This window comes from Dyella sp. (assembly GCF_035277725.1).
In the GTDB taxonomy this organism is placed as follows: Bacteria; Pseudomonadota; Gammaproteobacteria; order Xanthomonadales; family Rhodanobacteraceae; genus Dyella_B.
Map to the genome: position 1 here is coordinate 1 of NZ_DATEJY010000049.1, position 15,134 is coordinate 15,134.

The window sequence follows — 15,134 nt, forward strand, 5'->3', positions numbered from 1 at the left end:
CTGCACCTCGCCAAGCACCTGCTGGCAGGTCGGCGAGTTGATGTCGTAGGTCTGCTCGCCATTGTCCGACACGCCGAGCCGGCAGTTGGCTTCTTCCGACAGGATTTGATCGGTGCTCAGCGTCACCACTTCGTTGTTGACGCGGATGATGTCGTAATCCACCGACCAGCTCAGGCGATTGTCCGAAGTGGACCAGACGAAGCCGGCCGTATATGTCTTGGCGGTGATGTCCATCAGGTTGGTATTGCCGGAAGTCACCGCAAGAATCGATAGACCGTTGTACGGGCACTGCCCATACGTGGCCGGGTTGTAGCCGGCCAGACGGCATTTGTAGTAGTCCGTGTTGGTGCTGTAACCGCTGCTGTGCGCCGAGAACAGATAGAACAGATCGGGCGCGCGGAATGCCGTGGCAGCGCTGGCGCGCACCAGCAGCGTGTCGAACGGGCGGTATTCCAGGCCAAGCTTGTAGGTCGGGCGCCCGTGCCCTCTTCCACCGTAATCGTATTTATCGAAGCGCGCTGACACGTCTGCCGTCAATTGCTTGAACAGCGGTACCTGCAGTTCGCCGCCAAAGGCAAACTGGCTGCTCGCGCCGCCCGCCGTGGTGGTGCCGCCAATACCACGGAAATAACCTTCCGCCGCAAGCGGGCTGGCCGAGGCGTTGGCAAATCGCTGATTGCTGGTCTGGGCGATCAGCGCGGCACCCACATCGCCTGCCGGTAGCGAGAACAGGCTGGTGGTGTTGGCGGTGAAGGTTTCGTTCTGCGTCCAGGAGGTGGACGCCGCGCGATCGACCGCGGTGAATTCGTTATACAGCGCTGGAGTGATTGGCTGATACAAGCGATTCAAGTTGGGCGCGTAAATGTTGTAGCCGTTCGCATCCACGCCAAGCTGCGGCCCGAGGTAGTACTTATCGACGCCATTGTTGGCAAGAAAATCACGCGACTTGCGCACCAGGTCCGTCTGCGAGCGGTTGTAGTAGGCGTCGTAATTCCAATTGTCGAACAGCTCGCCGCGCACACCAATGCTCACGTTGTACGTCTTGGTGAACACATGCTGCTCACCCGCATCGGAACCGGCTTCCTCCGGCGCGAAGATGCGCTGCCACTCCTCGTATTGCCCGCTGGTCTGGTTGTAGAACGTGTTGTTCCAGAACGGACTGCCACCCACGTAGGTGGGATTGCTGTAGCTATACAAGGTATCGGCATACAACGTGGTGTGATCGTTGATGTGATAGCGCAGCTGCAGCAGGCCATTGGCATCGGTTTCGTCGTTGGAAAGCGTGGCATTGCCGACGTTCTTGGGGCTGCCGCAGTAGTAGCCCAGGCCCGGCCGATAGCTGTACGTGGTGCTGCCGCGATACAAGTAGCTCAACGGCGCGCAGGTGGCAGCGCCAGGGTCGATGTATTGATCGATGCCGGAATTCAGGCGCAGAAAGCTGCGCGAGTTGACGCGTCCTGCCACATCCGGATCGTCATCCTGCGAATCGATATAGCTGCGCTGATAGCCCCAGATCGGGTTCTCCTTGGACAGCTGCACGCCGCCGCTGACATCCAGATTCCCCCACGTATGCCCGGAGCTGATCTGCAAACGCTTGCTGGCACCGCCGCCCTCGGAGTAAGTGCCATAACGGAAACCGATGTGCGTGCCTTCGACGTGATCCTTCAGCACGATATTCACTACGCCGGCAATCGCGGCCGAGCCGTAGATGGATGATGCACCACCCGTCAGCACGTCGATGCGATCGATCAAGCCCACCGGGATGTTGGAAATATCGGTGATGTTCAAGCTGCCGTTGTAAGCCAGCGGGTAACTGGCCATCGGCCGGCCATTGAGCAAGGTCAGGGTAAAGTCCGGGCTCAGGCCGAACAGGCTGATGGTTTTCGCAGCCGGCGTGTAGCCGCCGGTGAATTGCGGATCCTGCACCGAACCGTTCGCAACCGGGAGCGAACGCAAGGCATCGTAGGTATCGACGAAACCTTGTTTCTCGATGTCCTTGGCGGTGATGGTGGTGACCGGTGACGACCCCTCGATCTGCGCCTGCGGGATCAGCGAACCGGTGACTTGCACGATCTTCAGTTTCTTGGGCTTGTTCTGATCCTGGTCGTTCTGCGAATTGTCGTTCGATGAGCTATTGCCGGTCACCGAATTTTGTTGCGCCGGCAACGCCGCTTGTTGTGCCAAAGCCTGCGAAATGGAACAGGCCAATAGCGATGCCGCACATACGTACATCCATTGCGTCTTCATCAGGTGCGTTCCTCCCCGTACGTCACAGTCAATTCGCCGCACACGCGGCGATGCCCGACGTTCCCTATCCACCACAGCCCGTACTGAGCGCTTGCTCTGCCTTCCCCTGCCGTTCCGGGCTGCTTGCTCCAAAACCCCATCGATCGCTTGGTCTGGAATGTCTGCTTCGATCGATCTAAATCAACAAGAAAAAAAATCCCTCTCAGCCCCTCGCCGAGAAAGAAGGCGGCGCATCCACTGACTTGCTGCCCCATGCGTTGTCGGTGATGCGCTGAAGTTCAAAGCGCAGATGCCCACCATGTGCCGCGAATGACGACGGCAGCCAAGGCCTGGCGTACGCATGTCCATCTACCGACATGGCATGGATGAACCGGTTTCCATTCGACGCATCCGGCGCATCGATCGTCACGTCGCCATCGGCGCGATGCACCACGGCATGCACAAACAGCGGGCTGCTCACCAGCAATTCCGCGCGTCCGGGAATTTCCGGATAAAGCCCCAATGCCGACCACACGCACCAGGACGACATTTCGCCCAGATCGTCGTTGCCGGGAATACCATCGGGCGCGTTTTTCCAATAACGCTCGAGCACGGTGCGGACGACGTCCTGCGTTTTATAAGGCTGCCCCGCGAAGTCGTAGAGCCATGGTGTTTCCACCGAGGGTTCGTTGTTCAACTCGGCATGCAACGGGCCGGCATTGGTCACCGCCCAGTTGCCATGTTCGTCATGAAAGAAGCGATCCAGCCGCGCGCTCGCCTTGGCCGTGCCGCCCATCGCCTGGAACAAACCCTGTGCATCGAACGGCACCATCCACACGTACACCGCTGCGCTGCCTTCGACGAAGCCATCATCGGATCCGGGCGAAAACGCCGGCCAGCTGCCGTCAGCGTTGCGGTTCTGGATATAGCCTTCCTGTGGCGTGGCCTTGGGGTTGTAGAGATTGCGCCAATAGCCGGCGCGCGCCAGAAAATGTTGCGCATTCGCGCTGTCGTGCACATCTTCGGCCAGTTGCGATAGCGCAAAATCCGCCGTCGCGTCTTCCAGCGTTTCGGCCGCGCCGCCCCACGAATGCGATTGCGTGGCGATGTAATGCAGCTTCAGCCATTGGTCGAGCGATGGCCGCTGACCTACGCATTCCACGTTGCAACCGTCGTCGGAAAGGTCATGCGCCGTGGACACGGTTGCGGCGTGCAGCAACGAGGCATACGCGCCTTGCAGGTCAAAATCGCGGCCGCCGAACGCATAGATACCCGCCAGCGCAGGCACGGATGGATCGCCGCTCATCACATGCGTACCGCCGCTGTTGTGCGTCCAGCGATCCCATTCGCCGTCGTTCTGGCTTGCCTGGTTGTACAGCGATTGCGCGATATCACTGCCGACATCGGGCAACAACCACGTCACGAGCTGCAACTGGGAGCGATAGACATCCCAGCCGGAGAAATTGGCGTACTGGTTTTTCTGCTTGCCTTCGAGGCGATGAACGCGTTGATCGAACCCAAAGTATTCGCCATTGACGTCGCTGAAGATGTTCGGATGCAACAGCGAGTGATACAGCGCCGTGTAGAACACCGTTTGCTGTTCGGCACTGCCGCCATCGACCGCGATGCGGCCAAGCAGGTCGTTCCAGGCATCCTTGGCGTGTTGCGCCACTTGCGCCACCGTTGCGTCCGTGGCGATTTCCGCCTTCAGATTGGCGCGCGCGTTATCCAGGCTGACATAGGAAATGCCCACTCGCACGTGCACCGGACCCTTGGCCGGATCAAACGCCACCCATGCGCCCGAGCCCTTGCCCGGCGTGGGAAAACCTTTCGCGTCATAGCCGGTGCCGCCTCTGGCAGCGGTCGCTCCGCTTTGCACGCGCGCATCCTGCCAGGTGCCGTTCGCCGTAAAGGGCCGATCGAATTGCGCCACGAAATACAGCGTGTAATAGCTGCGTTGATCGGCTTTGGCCAGATAACCGCAGAAATTGCCGCTATTGACCGAGCCGCTGACCGTTTGCGTTTTCGCATCGACGTCGACGGATGCATCGCTGCTGCCCACTTCCGAATCGGACGTGCGTATCAAGAGATTAGCCGGCTGATGCACGGGAAAGTTGAAACTCGCCATGCCGCTGCGCGTGGCTGCGGCGAGCGTGACATCCACGCCATTGGCGAGCTTCACCTGGTAACCGCCTGGCGTGGCGTGTTCGTCTTCGTGGCGGAAGTCCGCCGCGTAGCGCTCATCGCGAAGATCGGCCGAGGGCGATGTCGTGACCGGCAACGTCACCGGCATCATCGGTACGTCCCCGCTTGCGCCAGCACAACCGGCACCGGAGAGATGCGTGAGGCTGAAACCGCGTATGCGCCTGGCATCGTATTGATAGCCGCTGGGCGACGCAGTACGCACATGCTTGCCGCGCGTATTCTCCGGACTCCACTGCAACATCCCGAACGGCATCACCGCGCCGGGATAGGTATTGCCACCATTGCTGCTGCCGATCAATGGGTTGACCTTGTCGGCAAACCCGTTCGGCTGCCCTGCGCTGGCAACACTCGTTACTGCGAAAAGACCGCTGGCCAGCAGCACCCTGCACTGCCAACGCAAAGCCGAGATCTGCTGCAAGGAAAAGCCCATGCCCATTCGCCCCATCATGAATTTATCGAATTTAAATCGATCTAAATGACAGTCCGAAAAAATGCGCACACGCGCCCTTCACCGCTTTGGACGCCTATACGCTTTTCATGACAACTGTCCCTTTAGGCCAAAAATAATACTTAATGACAGCCAGGGACATATGACCATCGTCATGGTTGGTAACCTGTGAAAACTTGCGAACGGCCTTCGCCGTATGCTCCGCGCTCAGTGCAACTTCCTTGCGAGGCGCGGCAGACGTGAATACCGCCGCATCCACAGTGCCCGGACGACGTGCACTGGAAGCACTCAACTTTTTCGCCGCCGACGTGCAGGCCGGCATCGGTCCTTTCCTCGGCGTGTTCCTGCAAGCGCGCGGCTGGCATACCGGCGACATCGGTGCCGTCATGACCTTGGCCGGCGTGATCGGCATGCTGGCTACCGCCCCGGCCGGTGTGCTGGTGGATGACACGCGGCGCAAGCGCGGGTTGGTCGTGGCAAGTTGCTTGCTCACGACAGTGGCGTCGGCGCTGTTATGGATCTCGCCCTCGATGCTGGCCGTGGTGGCATCGCAGATCGCCACGGCGTTGTCGGGCGCCGCGCTGGGACCGGCATTGGCCGGCATCACGCTGGGCATGGTGCGCAAAGCCGGATTCGATCATCAGTTCGGGCGCAACCAAGCTTTCAACCATGCCGGTAATGTGATCGGTGCGGGATTGTCCGGCATATTCGCCTGGCGCTTCGGCTTTGTGGCGGTGTTCGTCTTGGCGGTGCTTTTCGCAGGCTTGGCGATAGTGAGCGTGCTGCTGATTCCGTCCCGCGTGATTGATCATCGCGCCGCGCGCGGCTGGGAACAGCCGAGTGCAAACGATGATCGCATGTCCGGCTTTCGCGTATTGCTGATCTGCAAGCCGCTGCTGATCCTGAGTTGCGCGCTGCTGCTTTTTCATCTTGCCAATGCCGCCATGCTGCCGTTGTACGGCATGGCGGTGGTGGCAGCGCATCAAGGCAATCCCGCGCTGTTTACGGCGGCCACCATTGTGGTTGCGCAAGTGGTGATGGTGGCGATGTCGATGCTGGCGATTGGCTGGATGCGAAAGCACGGTCACTGGTTCGTGCTGTTGCTGACCTTCATCGCCCTGCCCGTGCGTTGCGTGGTGGCTGCGCACCTGATCAAGAGCTGGGGCGTTTGGCCTGTGCAAGCGCTTGATGGCATCGGCGCCGGTCTGCAAAGCGTGGCGGTGCCGGCGATGGTGGCATCGCTGCTGCAAGGCACCGGCCGCGTGAATGCCGGGCAAGGTGCGGTGATGACCATGCAGGGTATTGGCGCGGCCTTGAGTCCCTTGCTGGGTGGCGCGATCGCGGATGTCTTTGGTTTTCGCGCGGCGTTTCTGTTGCTGGGTGCGATCGCGGTGGCTGCGCTTGTTCTTTGGTGTGGCTGCGCGCGGATGCTTCGCCATGAACGTGATGCGTACTCGATGAGCTGACGTAGCCTGGGATGAAATCCCAGCATGATCATGCGTGGCGGTGCTGGGATTTCATCCCAGCCTACGCTTTGGGTAAAGAGTGAGGAGATGGTGGGAGAGCGGTTCTGAGGAACGCGGTGATGTCTGTTACATCGTCGTCCCGGCGAAAGCCGGACGTAGCGCGAAGCGCGGAGAACATCCGAAGGATGGCCCCGAAGGAGTGAGCGAAGCAAATCGCCCAGCGACTTCTCAGATCCTCAAAGTCACTGGGCCCCGGCTTTCGCCGGGGCGACGAGGCCTAAGGGCACTGCTATAAATGGCTCTCAAGCGAAGCGGGCCTCTCGACCATTGCCGCAAACGGCTGGAATCCAGAACCGTAGGTTGGGGTGCGAACCCCAACATCGCCATGCCGATCATCACGCTATGTTGGGGTTCGCACCCCAACCTACGCCGAAATGGCCATCCCGGGCATTCAGAAACGGATGTGTTGATTTATAGAAATGCCCTTAAGGGATTCGGTGCTTCACCTGCCAAACCCCACCCACCGCCTTGATCAACCCCACATCCGCCGCAAACCTGCGCCGCGACAGCTCCACCAGCGCGCGCGTCTGCGCCAGGTTCACGCTCTGCGTCGTCACCACTTCCAGATAATCGGTAGCGCCATCCTGATAGCGAACCAGCGCCAGATCAGCCGCCTTTGACGACGCATCCACTGCACGCTGCTGCGCTATCGATTCATCGGACAGCACATGCAGCGATGCCAAGTTGTCTTCCACTTGCTGGAACGCGCTCAACACCGTCTGTCGATAATCCGCCGCTGCCGCATCGCGCGCGGCTTCAGCTGCAGATAACTGCGCATGACGGCGCCCGCCATCAAACAAGGTGCCGATCAGGGCCGGACCGATCGCCCAGAAGCGGCTTGGCAGTGTGGCCAATTGGGCCAGATGCGAGCTTTCAAAACCGCCGGTGGCGGAGATCACCAGATCGGGAAAGAACGCGGACGTCGCTTCGCCGACGTCGGCATTGGCGGCCGCCACACGGCGCTCCGCCGCTGCGATATCGGGACGGCGTTGCAGCAAGGTGGACGGCAAACCAACCGGAATCGCGGGCAACGGCAACGCTTTGTCTACCGGCGCCAGGCTGAAATCCGCCGGCGGCATGCCCATCAACACGGCGATGGCATGCTCGCGTTGCGCGCGTGCTTCGCCCAGATCAATCCACTGTGCCTTGGCTGCCTGCAGTTGCGTTTCGGCCTGTTCCAATGCCGATTCCGATGCAATGCCGCCATCGAATTGCGTCTGCACCAGGTCCTTCGCCTTGGCGTAGTTGTCGACCAGTTGCTTCACCAACGCCGCTTCCACGTCGATCTGACGCAAGTCCCCGTAATCGAGCGCAAGTTCCGCATGCATGCTCAAGCGCATCGATGCGAGATCCGCGTCGCTGGCCTGCGCACGCGCGTTGGCAGCATCCACGGCGTGACCAATGCGATCGAACAGATCGGGCTCCCAGGACGCGCTTACACCTGCGGCGTAATCCTGCACGGTACGCCCGGCCAACGAATGACCGAGCACGTCCTTGGAGGTGTGATTGCCATTGGCATCCGCACCTGCCGTCACCTGCGGGAAATACGACGAGCGCGCCACACCGATCATCGCGCGCGCCTGTTGCAGATTGGCCATGCTTTTCTGGATGTTCTGGTTGCCCACGTCGACCCGCGCTTCCAGTTCGTCCAGCGTGGCATCGCCGAATACCTTCCACCATTCGCCGCGATCCGCGACGTCGCCAGGCTGCGCAGCCACCCAACCTTGCGGCGGCGCGCTTTCCTTGTAATGCGTGGGCACCGTTACCGACGGCCGCACATAAGCGTGACCAGGTGTGCAGCCCGACATGGCCGCGATACCCATCACCGCTGCCAGCAGATAAGCGAATTTCATCGCGTGCTTGTGTGCGACCATGACCGCGCTCCTCATCACGCCGAGGTGGCGGGATGTTGATTGATACGAACCGCCTGCCCCGCACTGATGGCATCGCTGGGGTTGATGACGACCTGCTCGTTGCCTTCAAGTCCGCTGCGAATTTCCACGCGCGTGCCGAAATCGCGACCCAGCGTGACCGTGCGAAGGCTTACCACGCCATGCGTATCGATCACCGCCACCTGCACGCCATGCGGGCGGAACAGCAAGGCATTGGCGGGCAGCGAAAGGCCGGGATTTGCGTTGGCAAGCGTCAGGCTGACCTGGGCAAATGCACCGGGCAGCAAAGTGCCGTCCGGATTGTCCATGTCCACTTCCACGCGCAAGGTGCGGCTGCGCGGATCGATAGCGCCGGACGTGCGCGCCACCGCGCCGCCGAAAGTGCGGCCGGGATACTGCGACAAGCTCAATTGAGCCTTGGTGCCAGCGGCAACATAAGGTGCGTCGTCCTGCGGCACGTTGACGAAAACACGCAGCCGATCGGTTTGCGACAGCTCGAACAACGCGGCCGGCGCACTGCTGCTGCCGGCATCGATCAACGCACCGACATCCACATTGCGCACGGTGATCACGCCATCGAACGGCGCATACACCTTCTGATAGGACTGCAATTGCTCCAGCCGTTTCACATTGGCGAGCGCGGCCGCCATCGTAGCTTGCTTCGCCTTCATGATGCTGATGTTTTCCTCGGCGGACTGCTTCGATACCGCATTTTTCTTGAGCAAATCCGCCCAGCGATCCGCCGTGACCTTGGCAATCTGGTAATTGGCCGACGCCATGGCCGCATCCGAGCGCGCCTGATCAAGCTGCGCATCCACTTCAGGCGCCTCGATCTCGGCCAGCAATTGGCCGCTGTGCACATGCGTGCCGATATCGGCATACCAGGCTTTCAAATAGCCACTGGTGCGCGCATAGATCGCGGCGCGCTGATAGGCCTGGATATCGCCGGGCAGCATTAAATCCTGTTGCGTGGAGGCACGCGTGGGCGTGATCACGGCGACGGTGGGTTTGCTCAAGGCTGCCGTCTGCTGCGCCACCTGGTTGTGTGCGATCAGTCGCGGCAGGCCGCCGGCGACGAGCGCCGAACACACAGCCACCGCCACCAGCGTAATGATCAGTCGTGATTTCGAGCGATTCATGAGTCGGCTCCGGTCAAACCGAGGGATAAGGCAAGGGGGAGGATTCGTCTTCCGGCGTGCCCGCGTGCGCGCGCAGCCACTGGTGCACGGCGGCGAAGATCGTCGGCACGAACACCAGCGTGGCCACCGTGCCGAACAGCAGGCCGCCGATCACGGCACGGCCCAGCGGCGCGTTCTGCTCGCCGCCATCGCCCAGGCCCAGCGCCATGGGCAGCATGCCGATCAGCATCGCCAATGCCGTCATCAACACGGGGCGGAAACGCGTGCCGCCAGCATCGAATGCCGCTTCGATCGGCGTGGCGCCAGCCGCCAGGCGCTCCCGCGCGAAGCTCACCACCAAAATGCTGTTGGCGGTGGCAATGCCCACGCACATGATCGCGCCCGTCAACGCCGGCACGCTGATGGTGGTGTGGGTGACGTACAACATCCACGTGATACCCGCCAACGCACCCGGCAGGCCGCTGATGATCACCAAGGGATCTACCCACGACTGGAAATTCACCACCATCAGCGCGTACACCAGCAGCACCGCAAACAGCAGACCGAACAGCAAGCCCTGGAACGAGGACTGCATGGTCTGCACCACGCCGCGCACGACGATGCTGGTACCGGCCGGCAGTTGCTCCTCGGCCTGCTTCACCAGCTTCTGCACGTCGTTCGACACGGAACCCAGATCGCGCCCTTGCACACCGGCAAAGATGTCGATCACCGGCTGCACGTTGTAGTGCGACACCACGGCATCCTGCGACGTACGTGACACGCTGCTGAGCGAACCGAGAATTGGCGGCGCGCCCTGCGGGTTACTGCCGGTCGTAACGCTCAGCGGAATATTGCCCAGCGCCTGCAACGAATCGATGGTGTATTGCGGCGATTCGGTCAGCAGCGGATAGCTCACGCCGTTCTTGGGATTCAGCCAGAAATTCGGCGAGGTCTGCGAGCTGCCGGAGAGCGCAATCAACAGATCCTGCGCAATCGTGCGCTGCTGGAAGCCGGCCTCCAGCGCCTTGACGCGATCGACGTTGACGTTGATCGACGGTGCGTCATCCGGCTGCTGGATGCGCGGATCGACCAGGCCGGGCACATTGCGCAAGGAGCGCAGCAAGCCTTCCGCCACTTGGCGATTGCCGGCGCTGTCCTTGCCCACGATCTGCACGTCGATCGGCGACGGCAAGCCGAAATCCAGCGTCTGGCTGATGATGTCCGCCGGCAGGAAGGAGAACGTGATACCGGGGAATTCCTGATTGAGGCGATCGCGCAGCAGTGTCTCGTAATGCGCGGTGGGTTTGTGATCGGCCTTCAGGCTGATCAGGATATCTGCGTCGGACGACCCAACCGGCAACGAGGAGTCGTAGGTCATGTTGATGCCGCTGACCGGCAGGCCGATGTTGTCGATCACCGTATCCAGCTCGGAGGCCGGAATCATGCCGCGGATGCGCTGCTCCACCAGGTCCACCAGGCGCGCAGTCTGCTCGATGCGCGTGCCGGTCTGCGCACGCAGGTGCAGGCGGATTTCACCGGTGTCGGAGGTGGGGAAGAAATCGCGGCCAAGGAAGGGAAGCAACAGCAGCGACGCGCCGCAGGCAATGGCGAAAATCAACGCAACTCGCTTTGGATTCGCGATCGCTGTTTGCAACGCGTTCTTGTACTTGCCGTGCAAGGCATCAAAGCTGCGCTCGAAGCGTTGCTGAAAGCGGCGCAGCGCCTGGAACCGCCCTGCGCCATCCTGCCCAGCGCGCTTCTCATGCTTGAGCATGTACATGGCAAGCGTGGGAATCAGCGTGCGCGAGAACACGTAGGATGCCAACATCGCGAACACCACCGCTTCGGCCAGCGGCACGAATAGATAGCGCGCCACGCCCGACAGCAGGAACATCGGCAGGAACACGATGCAGATGGAAAGCGTCGACACCAGCGTCGGCAACGCAATCTGCGCGGAGGCATCGACAATCGCCTGCATCAGCGGCTTGCCGCCATCGCGATGATGGCTGATCGCCTCGATCGCCACCGTGGCGTCATCGACCAGAATGCCGACCGCCAGCGCCAGGCCGCCCAGCGTCATGATGTTGATGGTCTGGCCCAGCGCCGACAGTACGATCAACGAAGTGATCACGGCCAGCGGAATGGTGATGGCGATGATCAGCGTGGCGCGCCAGCTGCCCAGGAACAGCAGGATCATCAGCGCGGTAAGCCCCGCGGCAATCACCCCCTCGCGCACCACGCCGGCCACGGCCGAGCTGACGAAAATCGATTGATCGGATACCGGCTTGATCTGCAGCGCCTTCGGCAAACCGGCGGCGATCTTTGGCAGCAGGTTCTTGACGTTCTGGATGATGTCCAGCGTCGAGGCGTCACCGCTTTTTTCCACCTGCAGCAAGGCCGAGCGCGTGCCGTTCACGCGCACGATATTGGTTTGCGGCGCATAGCCGTCACGCACGTTCGCCACGTCACGCAGGTAGATCACGCCGCCTTGCGTCGCCTTGACCGGCATGTCGTTCAACTCGGCCACCGTGGCCGGGCTGCCATTCATGTTGACGTTGTATTCCCGCGTACCGATTTTCGCCGTGCCGCCAGGCAAGATCAGGTTCTGCGCATTGACCGCATTGACCACATCCAGCGGCGACAGGCCACGCGCCTGCATGGCTTGCGCGTTGAGATCCACCACCACCTGCCGCACCTTGCCGCCAAACGGCAGCGGCACCGCCGCGCCCTGCACCGTGGCGAGCTGCGTGCGGATGAAGTTGTTGCCCAGGTCGTACAGTTGCTGCTCGGAGAGCGTCTTGCTGGATAGCGCCAGCTGCAGGATCGGCACGGTGGACGCGTTATAGGAGATCACCAGCGGCGGCAACGTGCCCGACGGCAGCACGCGAATGATCGACTGCGCGCTGGACACCGCCTCGGCGATCGCGCGGTTGATGTCCGCGCCCTGGTGGAAATACACCTTGATTACCGACGTGCCGTTGACGGTCTGCGATTCCACGTGCTCGATGTTGTCCACGTCGGAGGTGAGCGCACGCTCGAATGGCGTGGTGATCCGGTTGGCCATGTCATCGGCGGAAAAGCCGTTGTAAGTCCAGACGATGCTCAATACCGGGATATTGATGTTCGGGAAAATATCCGTGGGCGTGCGCAGGATCATCAGCGGGCCGATGATGAACAGCAGCAACGCCAGCACCACGAAGGTATACGGCCGGCGCAGCGCCAGGTGAACGATCCACATCTCGAACCCCTTGCCGGCCCAACCGGCCTTTGAACGGAAGATGGTTCAGAGGCTAGGCGCCGGGCGCTTGCCGGGTACTGACAGGTTCCTGACGATTTTGTAATCGTGGAGCGCCGCGGCCCCTGTAGGCAGGGATGACAATCCCAGCTTGCTTGGGCTTCCTGATGCCGGGATTTCATCCCAGCCTACGTGGGCATCGCAGTTAGACGCGCCTGACAATTTTGTAATCGCAGGCGTCCAGGCATACGACTATGATCTGCCTACCCCAAGGGCGAGAACCCCCATGCGCCTGCTCGTAGTCGAAGACGAAAAGAAAGCCGGCGAGTACCTGAAAAAGGGTCTCGAGGAATCCGGCTTCACCGTCGACATCGCCACCAACGGCATCGATGGCTTGCATAACGCGCTGGAAGAAGACTATGCGTTGATCGTGCTCGACATCATGCTGCCGGGCATGGATGGCTGGGAGGTGCTCAAGCGCCTGCGCGCCAAGCGCGATACGCCCGTGCTGTTCCTCACCGCCATGGACGAACTGGAAGAGCGCGTTCGCGGCCTGGAACTGGGCGCTGACGATTATCTGGTCAAACCCTTCGCCTTCGTCGAACTGCTGGCACGCATCCGCACCCTGCTCCGCCGCGGCCCACCGCGCGACGTGGAACACGTGCACATCGGCGATCTGGAAATCGATGCCATCCGCCGGCGCGTGCGGCGCGCCGGCCAGCGCATCGAACTCACGCCACGCGAATTTTCGTTGCTGCAACTGCTGGCGCGCCGCCGTGGCGAAGTGCTGAGCCGCACGCAAATCGCTTCCTACGTGTGGGACATGAATTTCGACAGTGACACCAATGTGGTGGAAGTCGCCATTCGCCGGCTGCGCACGAAGATCGACGAAGGTTTCGACGTGAAACTTATCCACACCGTGCGCGGCATGGGCTACGTGCTCGATCTCGAACACGAGGACGAGTAATGCGCCTGTCTCTCACCGCGCGGCTCACCATCACGTTCGTGGTGATCACCGTGGCTTGCTTCAGCGTGGTGGGCCTGCTGCTGTTCAAGGTGGTTTCGCGGCGCGTCTATATCCATGACCAGACCAACATCATGCTGGATGCGCGGCATCTGCGCCGGCTGGCCGAAGAGCTGCAATCGGCCGACGATCTCGCTGCGCACAAGGACCGGCTGATCGCCTTGGTGCTGGGCGACAATGCCAACGGCTTGCGCGTTGTCGATCGCGGCGGCCGGTTGCTGATCGATCACGTTCCGCTGGGCTACGAGCTGCCTGCCCAGCCGGTCGTACCGGAAAACCAGCGCATCGTGCCGGAAAGCATCCAGTCGTGGAAAGACCATGACGGCAACGAGATACGCGGCGTCGCAACGGTGGCCACGCTGAAAAATGGCGATTCGGTAACCATTGCCGTGGCACGTTCGCTGGCCGACCGCACCGCCTTGCTCGACAAATACCGCGGCGACGTATGGCTTTCCTTGCTGGCGGGTTTGCTGGTGGCGGTCTTGCTGAGCTATCTGCTGGTGCACCGTGCGCTGCGTCCGCTCAGGGCCATGGCGGAGAGCGCATCTGCGATCACCGCGCAGCGCCTCAGCACGCGCATGCCGCTGGAAGATGCGCCGACCGAATTGCTCGCCCTGGCCGCGTCGTTGAACGACATGCTTGCACGCCTGGAACAAGGCTTTGCGCGCGTATGGCAATTCACCGTGGATCTGGCGCACGACCTGCGCACACCCCTCGGCAATCTGCGTGGCGCGAACGAAGTCGCCTTGAACCGTCGCCGCTCCCTGGACGAATACGAGGCGCTGCTTGGCTCCAATATCGAGGAATGCGACCGCGTCAGCCGCACCATCGAAAGCGTGCTGTTCCTGGCGCGCGCGGAGAGCCCGCAATTTGCGATGCAGCGCGTAGAACTGGATACGGAACTGGAACTGCAGCGCATTGCCGATTACTTCGAGGGACTTTCAGCGGAGGCTGGCGTGACGACCGAAGTGGACGCAGCGGCGACCGTGCACGCCGATCGCGATCTGTTTCGCCGTGCCGTGAACAACCTGCTTTCCAACGCGTTGCGCTATACGCCTGCCGGGAACGCGATTCACCTGCGCGCCGTCGAGACCGAGCAAGGTGTGGATGTAAGCGTGGAGAACCCTGGCAAGGGCATTGAACCGGAGCACCTGGACAAATTGTTTGATCGCTTCTATCGCGTGGATCGATCACGCAGCGATTCGGCGTCGTCCACGGGGTTGGGGCTGTCGATCGTGAAAAGCATCATGGAATTGCATGGCGGGTCGGTGTCGGTGCGGAGTCATGCGGGCGTTACGTGTTTTACGCTGCATTTTCCCAAGCCGTGAGGTAGGTTGTGTTGGCGCAGCGTAACCCAACACGTCGGGCCGCACATGTTGGGTTACGCTGCGCCAACCCAACCTACGCGGCTCATGCATCACACCGGTGGGGTTAGCACCCCAACCTACGCAAAGACTCAT

The 15,134-nt window shown here is 61.4% G+C and carries 8 protein-coding genes; 3 read left to right on the forward strand and 5 right to left on the reverse strand.

Translation table 11 applies throughout. The features are described from left to right. Positions 1-2,247 (reverse strand): TonB-dependent receptor plug domain-containing protein (locus VJR68_RS04215; RefSeq protein ID WP_324146302.1); only part of this gene is annotated, 2,247 nt, incomplete at its 3' end. A 202-nt stretch (positions 2,248-2,449) separates the two neighbouring features. Next, positions 2,450-4,861 (reverse strand): GH92 family glycosyl hydrolase, encoded by a 2,412-nt coding sequence (locus tag VJR68_RS04220; RefSeq protein WP_324146303.1) that lies wholly within the window; start codon positions 4,859-4,861, stop codon positions 2,450-2,452. Positions 4,862-5,118: 257 nt separating this feature from the next. Between VJR68_RS04220 and VJR68_RS04225 the strand changes: the two genes are divergently transcribed. Continuing rightward, complete coding sequence (locus VJR68_RS04225; RefSeq protein ID WP_324146304.1) at positions 5,119-6,345, forward strand: MFS transporter; 1,227 nt, start codon at positions 5,119-5,121, stop codon at positions 6,343-6,345. Between the two features lie 485 nt (positions 6,346-6,830). On the opposite strand, the gene VJR68_RS04230 is transcribed toward VJR68_RS04225, so the two are convergent. The 3 genes from VJR68_RS04230 to VJR68_RS04240 are packed head-to-tail and all read right to left on the reverse strand — an operon-like array spanning position 6,831 to position 12,653. After that, positions 6,831-8,279 carry an efflux transporter outer membrane subunit gene (locus tag VJR68_RS04230; protein ID WP_324146305.1) on the reverse strand — a complete coding sequence of 483 codons (1,449 nt, stop codon included), beginning with the start codon at positions 8,277-8,279 and terminating at the stop codon, positions 6,831-6,833. 14 nt (positions 8,280-8,293) lie between these two features. After that, complete coding sequence (locus VJR68_RS04235) at positions 8,294-9,436, reverse strand: efflux RND transporter periplasmic adaptor subunit (protein ID WP_324146307.1); 1,143 nt, start codon at positions 9,434-9,436, stop codon at positions 8,294-8,296. A gap of 13 nt (positions 9,437-9,449) precedes the next feature. Continuing rightward, positions 9,450-12,653, reverse strand: a complete 3,204-nt coding sequence (locus tag VJR68_RS04240; RefSeq protein ID WP_324146308.1) for an efflux RND transporter permease subunit — start codon at positions 12,651-12,653, stop codon at positions 9,450-9,452. A gap of 283 nt (positions 12,654-12,936) precedes the next feature. Here VJR68_RS04240 and VJR68_RS04245 point away from each other — a divergent pair, with 283 nt between their 5' ends. Both VJR68_RS04245 and VJR68_RS04250 read left to right on the forward strand, forming a co-directional pair. After that, on the forward strand, positions 12,937-13,617 hold the full coding sequence (locus tag VJR68_RS04245) for a heavy metal response regulator transcription factor (protein ID WP_324146309.1): 681 nt from the start codon (positions 12,937-12,939) through the stop codon (positions 13,615-13,617). Further along, the gene (locus tag VJR68_RS04250; protein ID WP_324146310.1) at positions 13,617-15,002 is read left to right on the forward strand and encodes a heavy metal sensor histidine kinase; all 1,386 of its coding nucleotides are present in this window, start codon (positions 13,617-13,619) and stop codon (positions 15,000-15,002) included. Before VJR68_RS04245 ends, VJR68_RS04250 begins: the two co-directional genes overlap by 1 nt. The last annotated feature ends 132 nt before the right edge of the window (positions 15,003-15,134 follow it).

Coding starts and splice junctions, on each gene's coding strand:
- VJR68_RS04220 (WP_324146303.1), bottom strand. CDS start 4,861: ATGGGCTTTTCCTTGCAGCAGATCTCGGCTTTGCGTTGGCAGTGCAGG.
- VJR68_RS04230 (WP_324146305.1), bottom strand. CDS start 8,279: ATGGTCGCACACAAGCACGCGATGAAATTCGCTTATCTGCTGGCAGCG.
- VJR68_RS04235 (WP_324146307.1), bottom strand. CDS start 9,436: ATGAATCGCTCGAAATCACGACTGATCATTACGCTGGTGGCGGTGGCT.
- VJR68_RS04240 (WP_324146308.1), bottom strand. CDS start 12,653: ATGTGGATCGTTCACCTGGCGCTGCGCCGGCCGTATACCTTCGTGGTG.
- VJR68_RS04245 (WP_324146309.1), top strand. CDS start 12,937: ATGCGCCTGCTCGTAGTCGAAGACGAAAAGAAAGCCGGCGAGTACCTG.
- VJR68_RS04250 (WP_324146310.1), top strand. CDS start 13,617: ATGCGCCTGTCTCTCACCGCGCGGCTCACCATCACGTTCGTGGTGATC.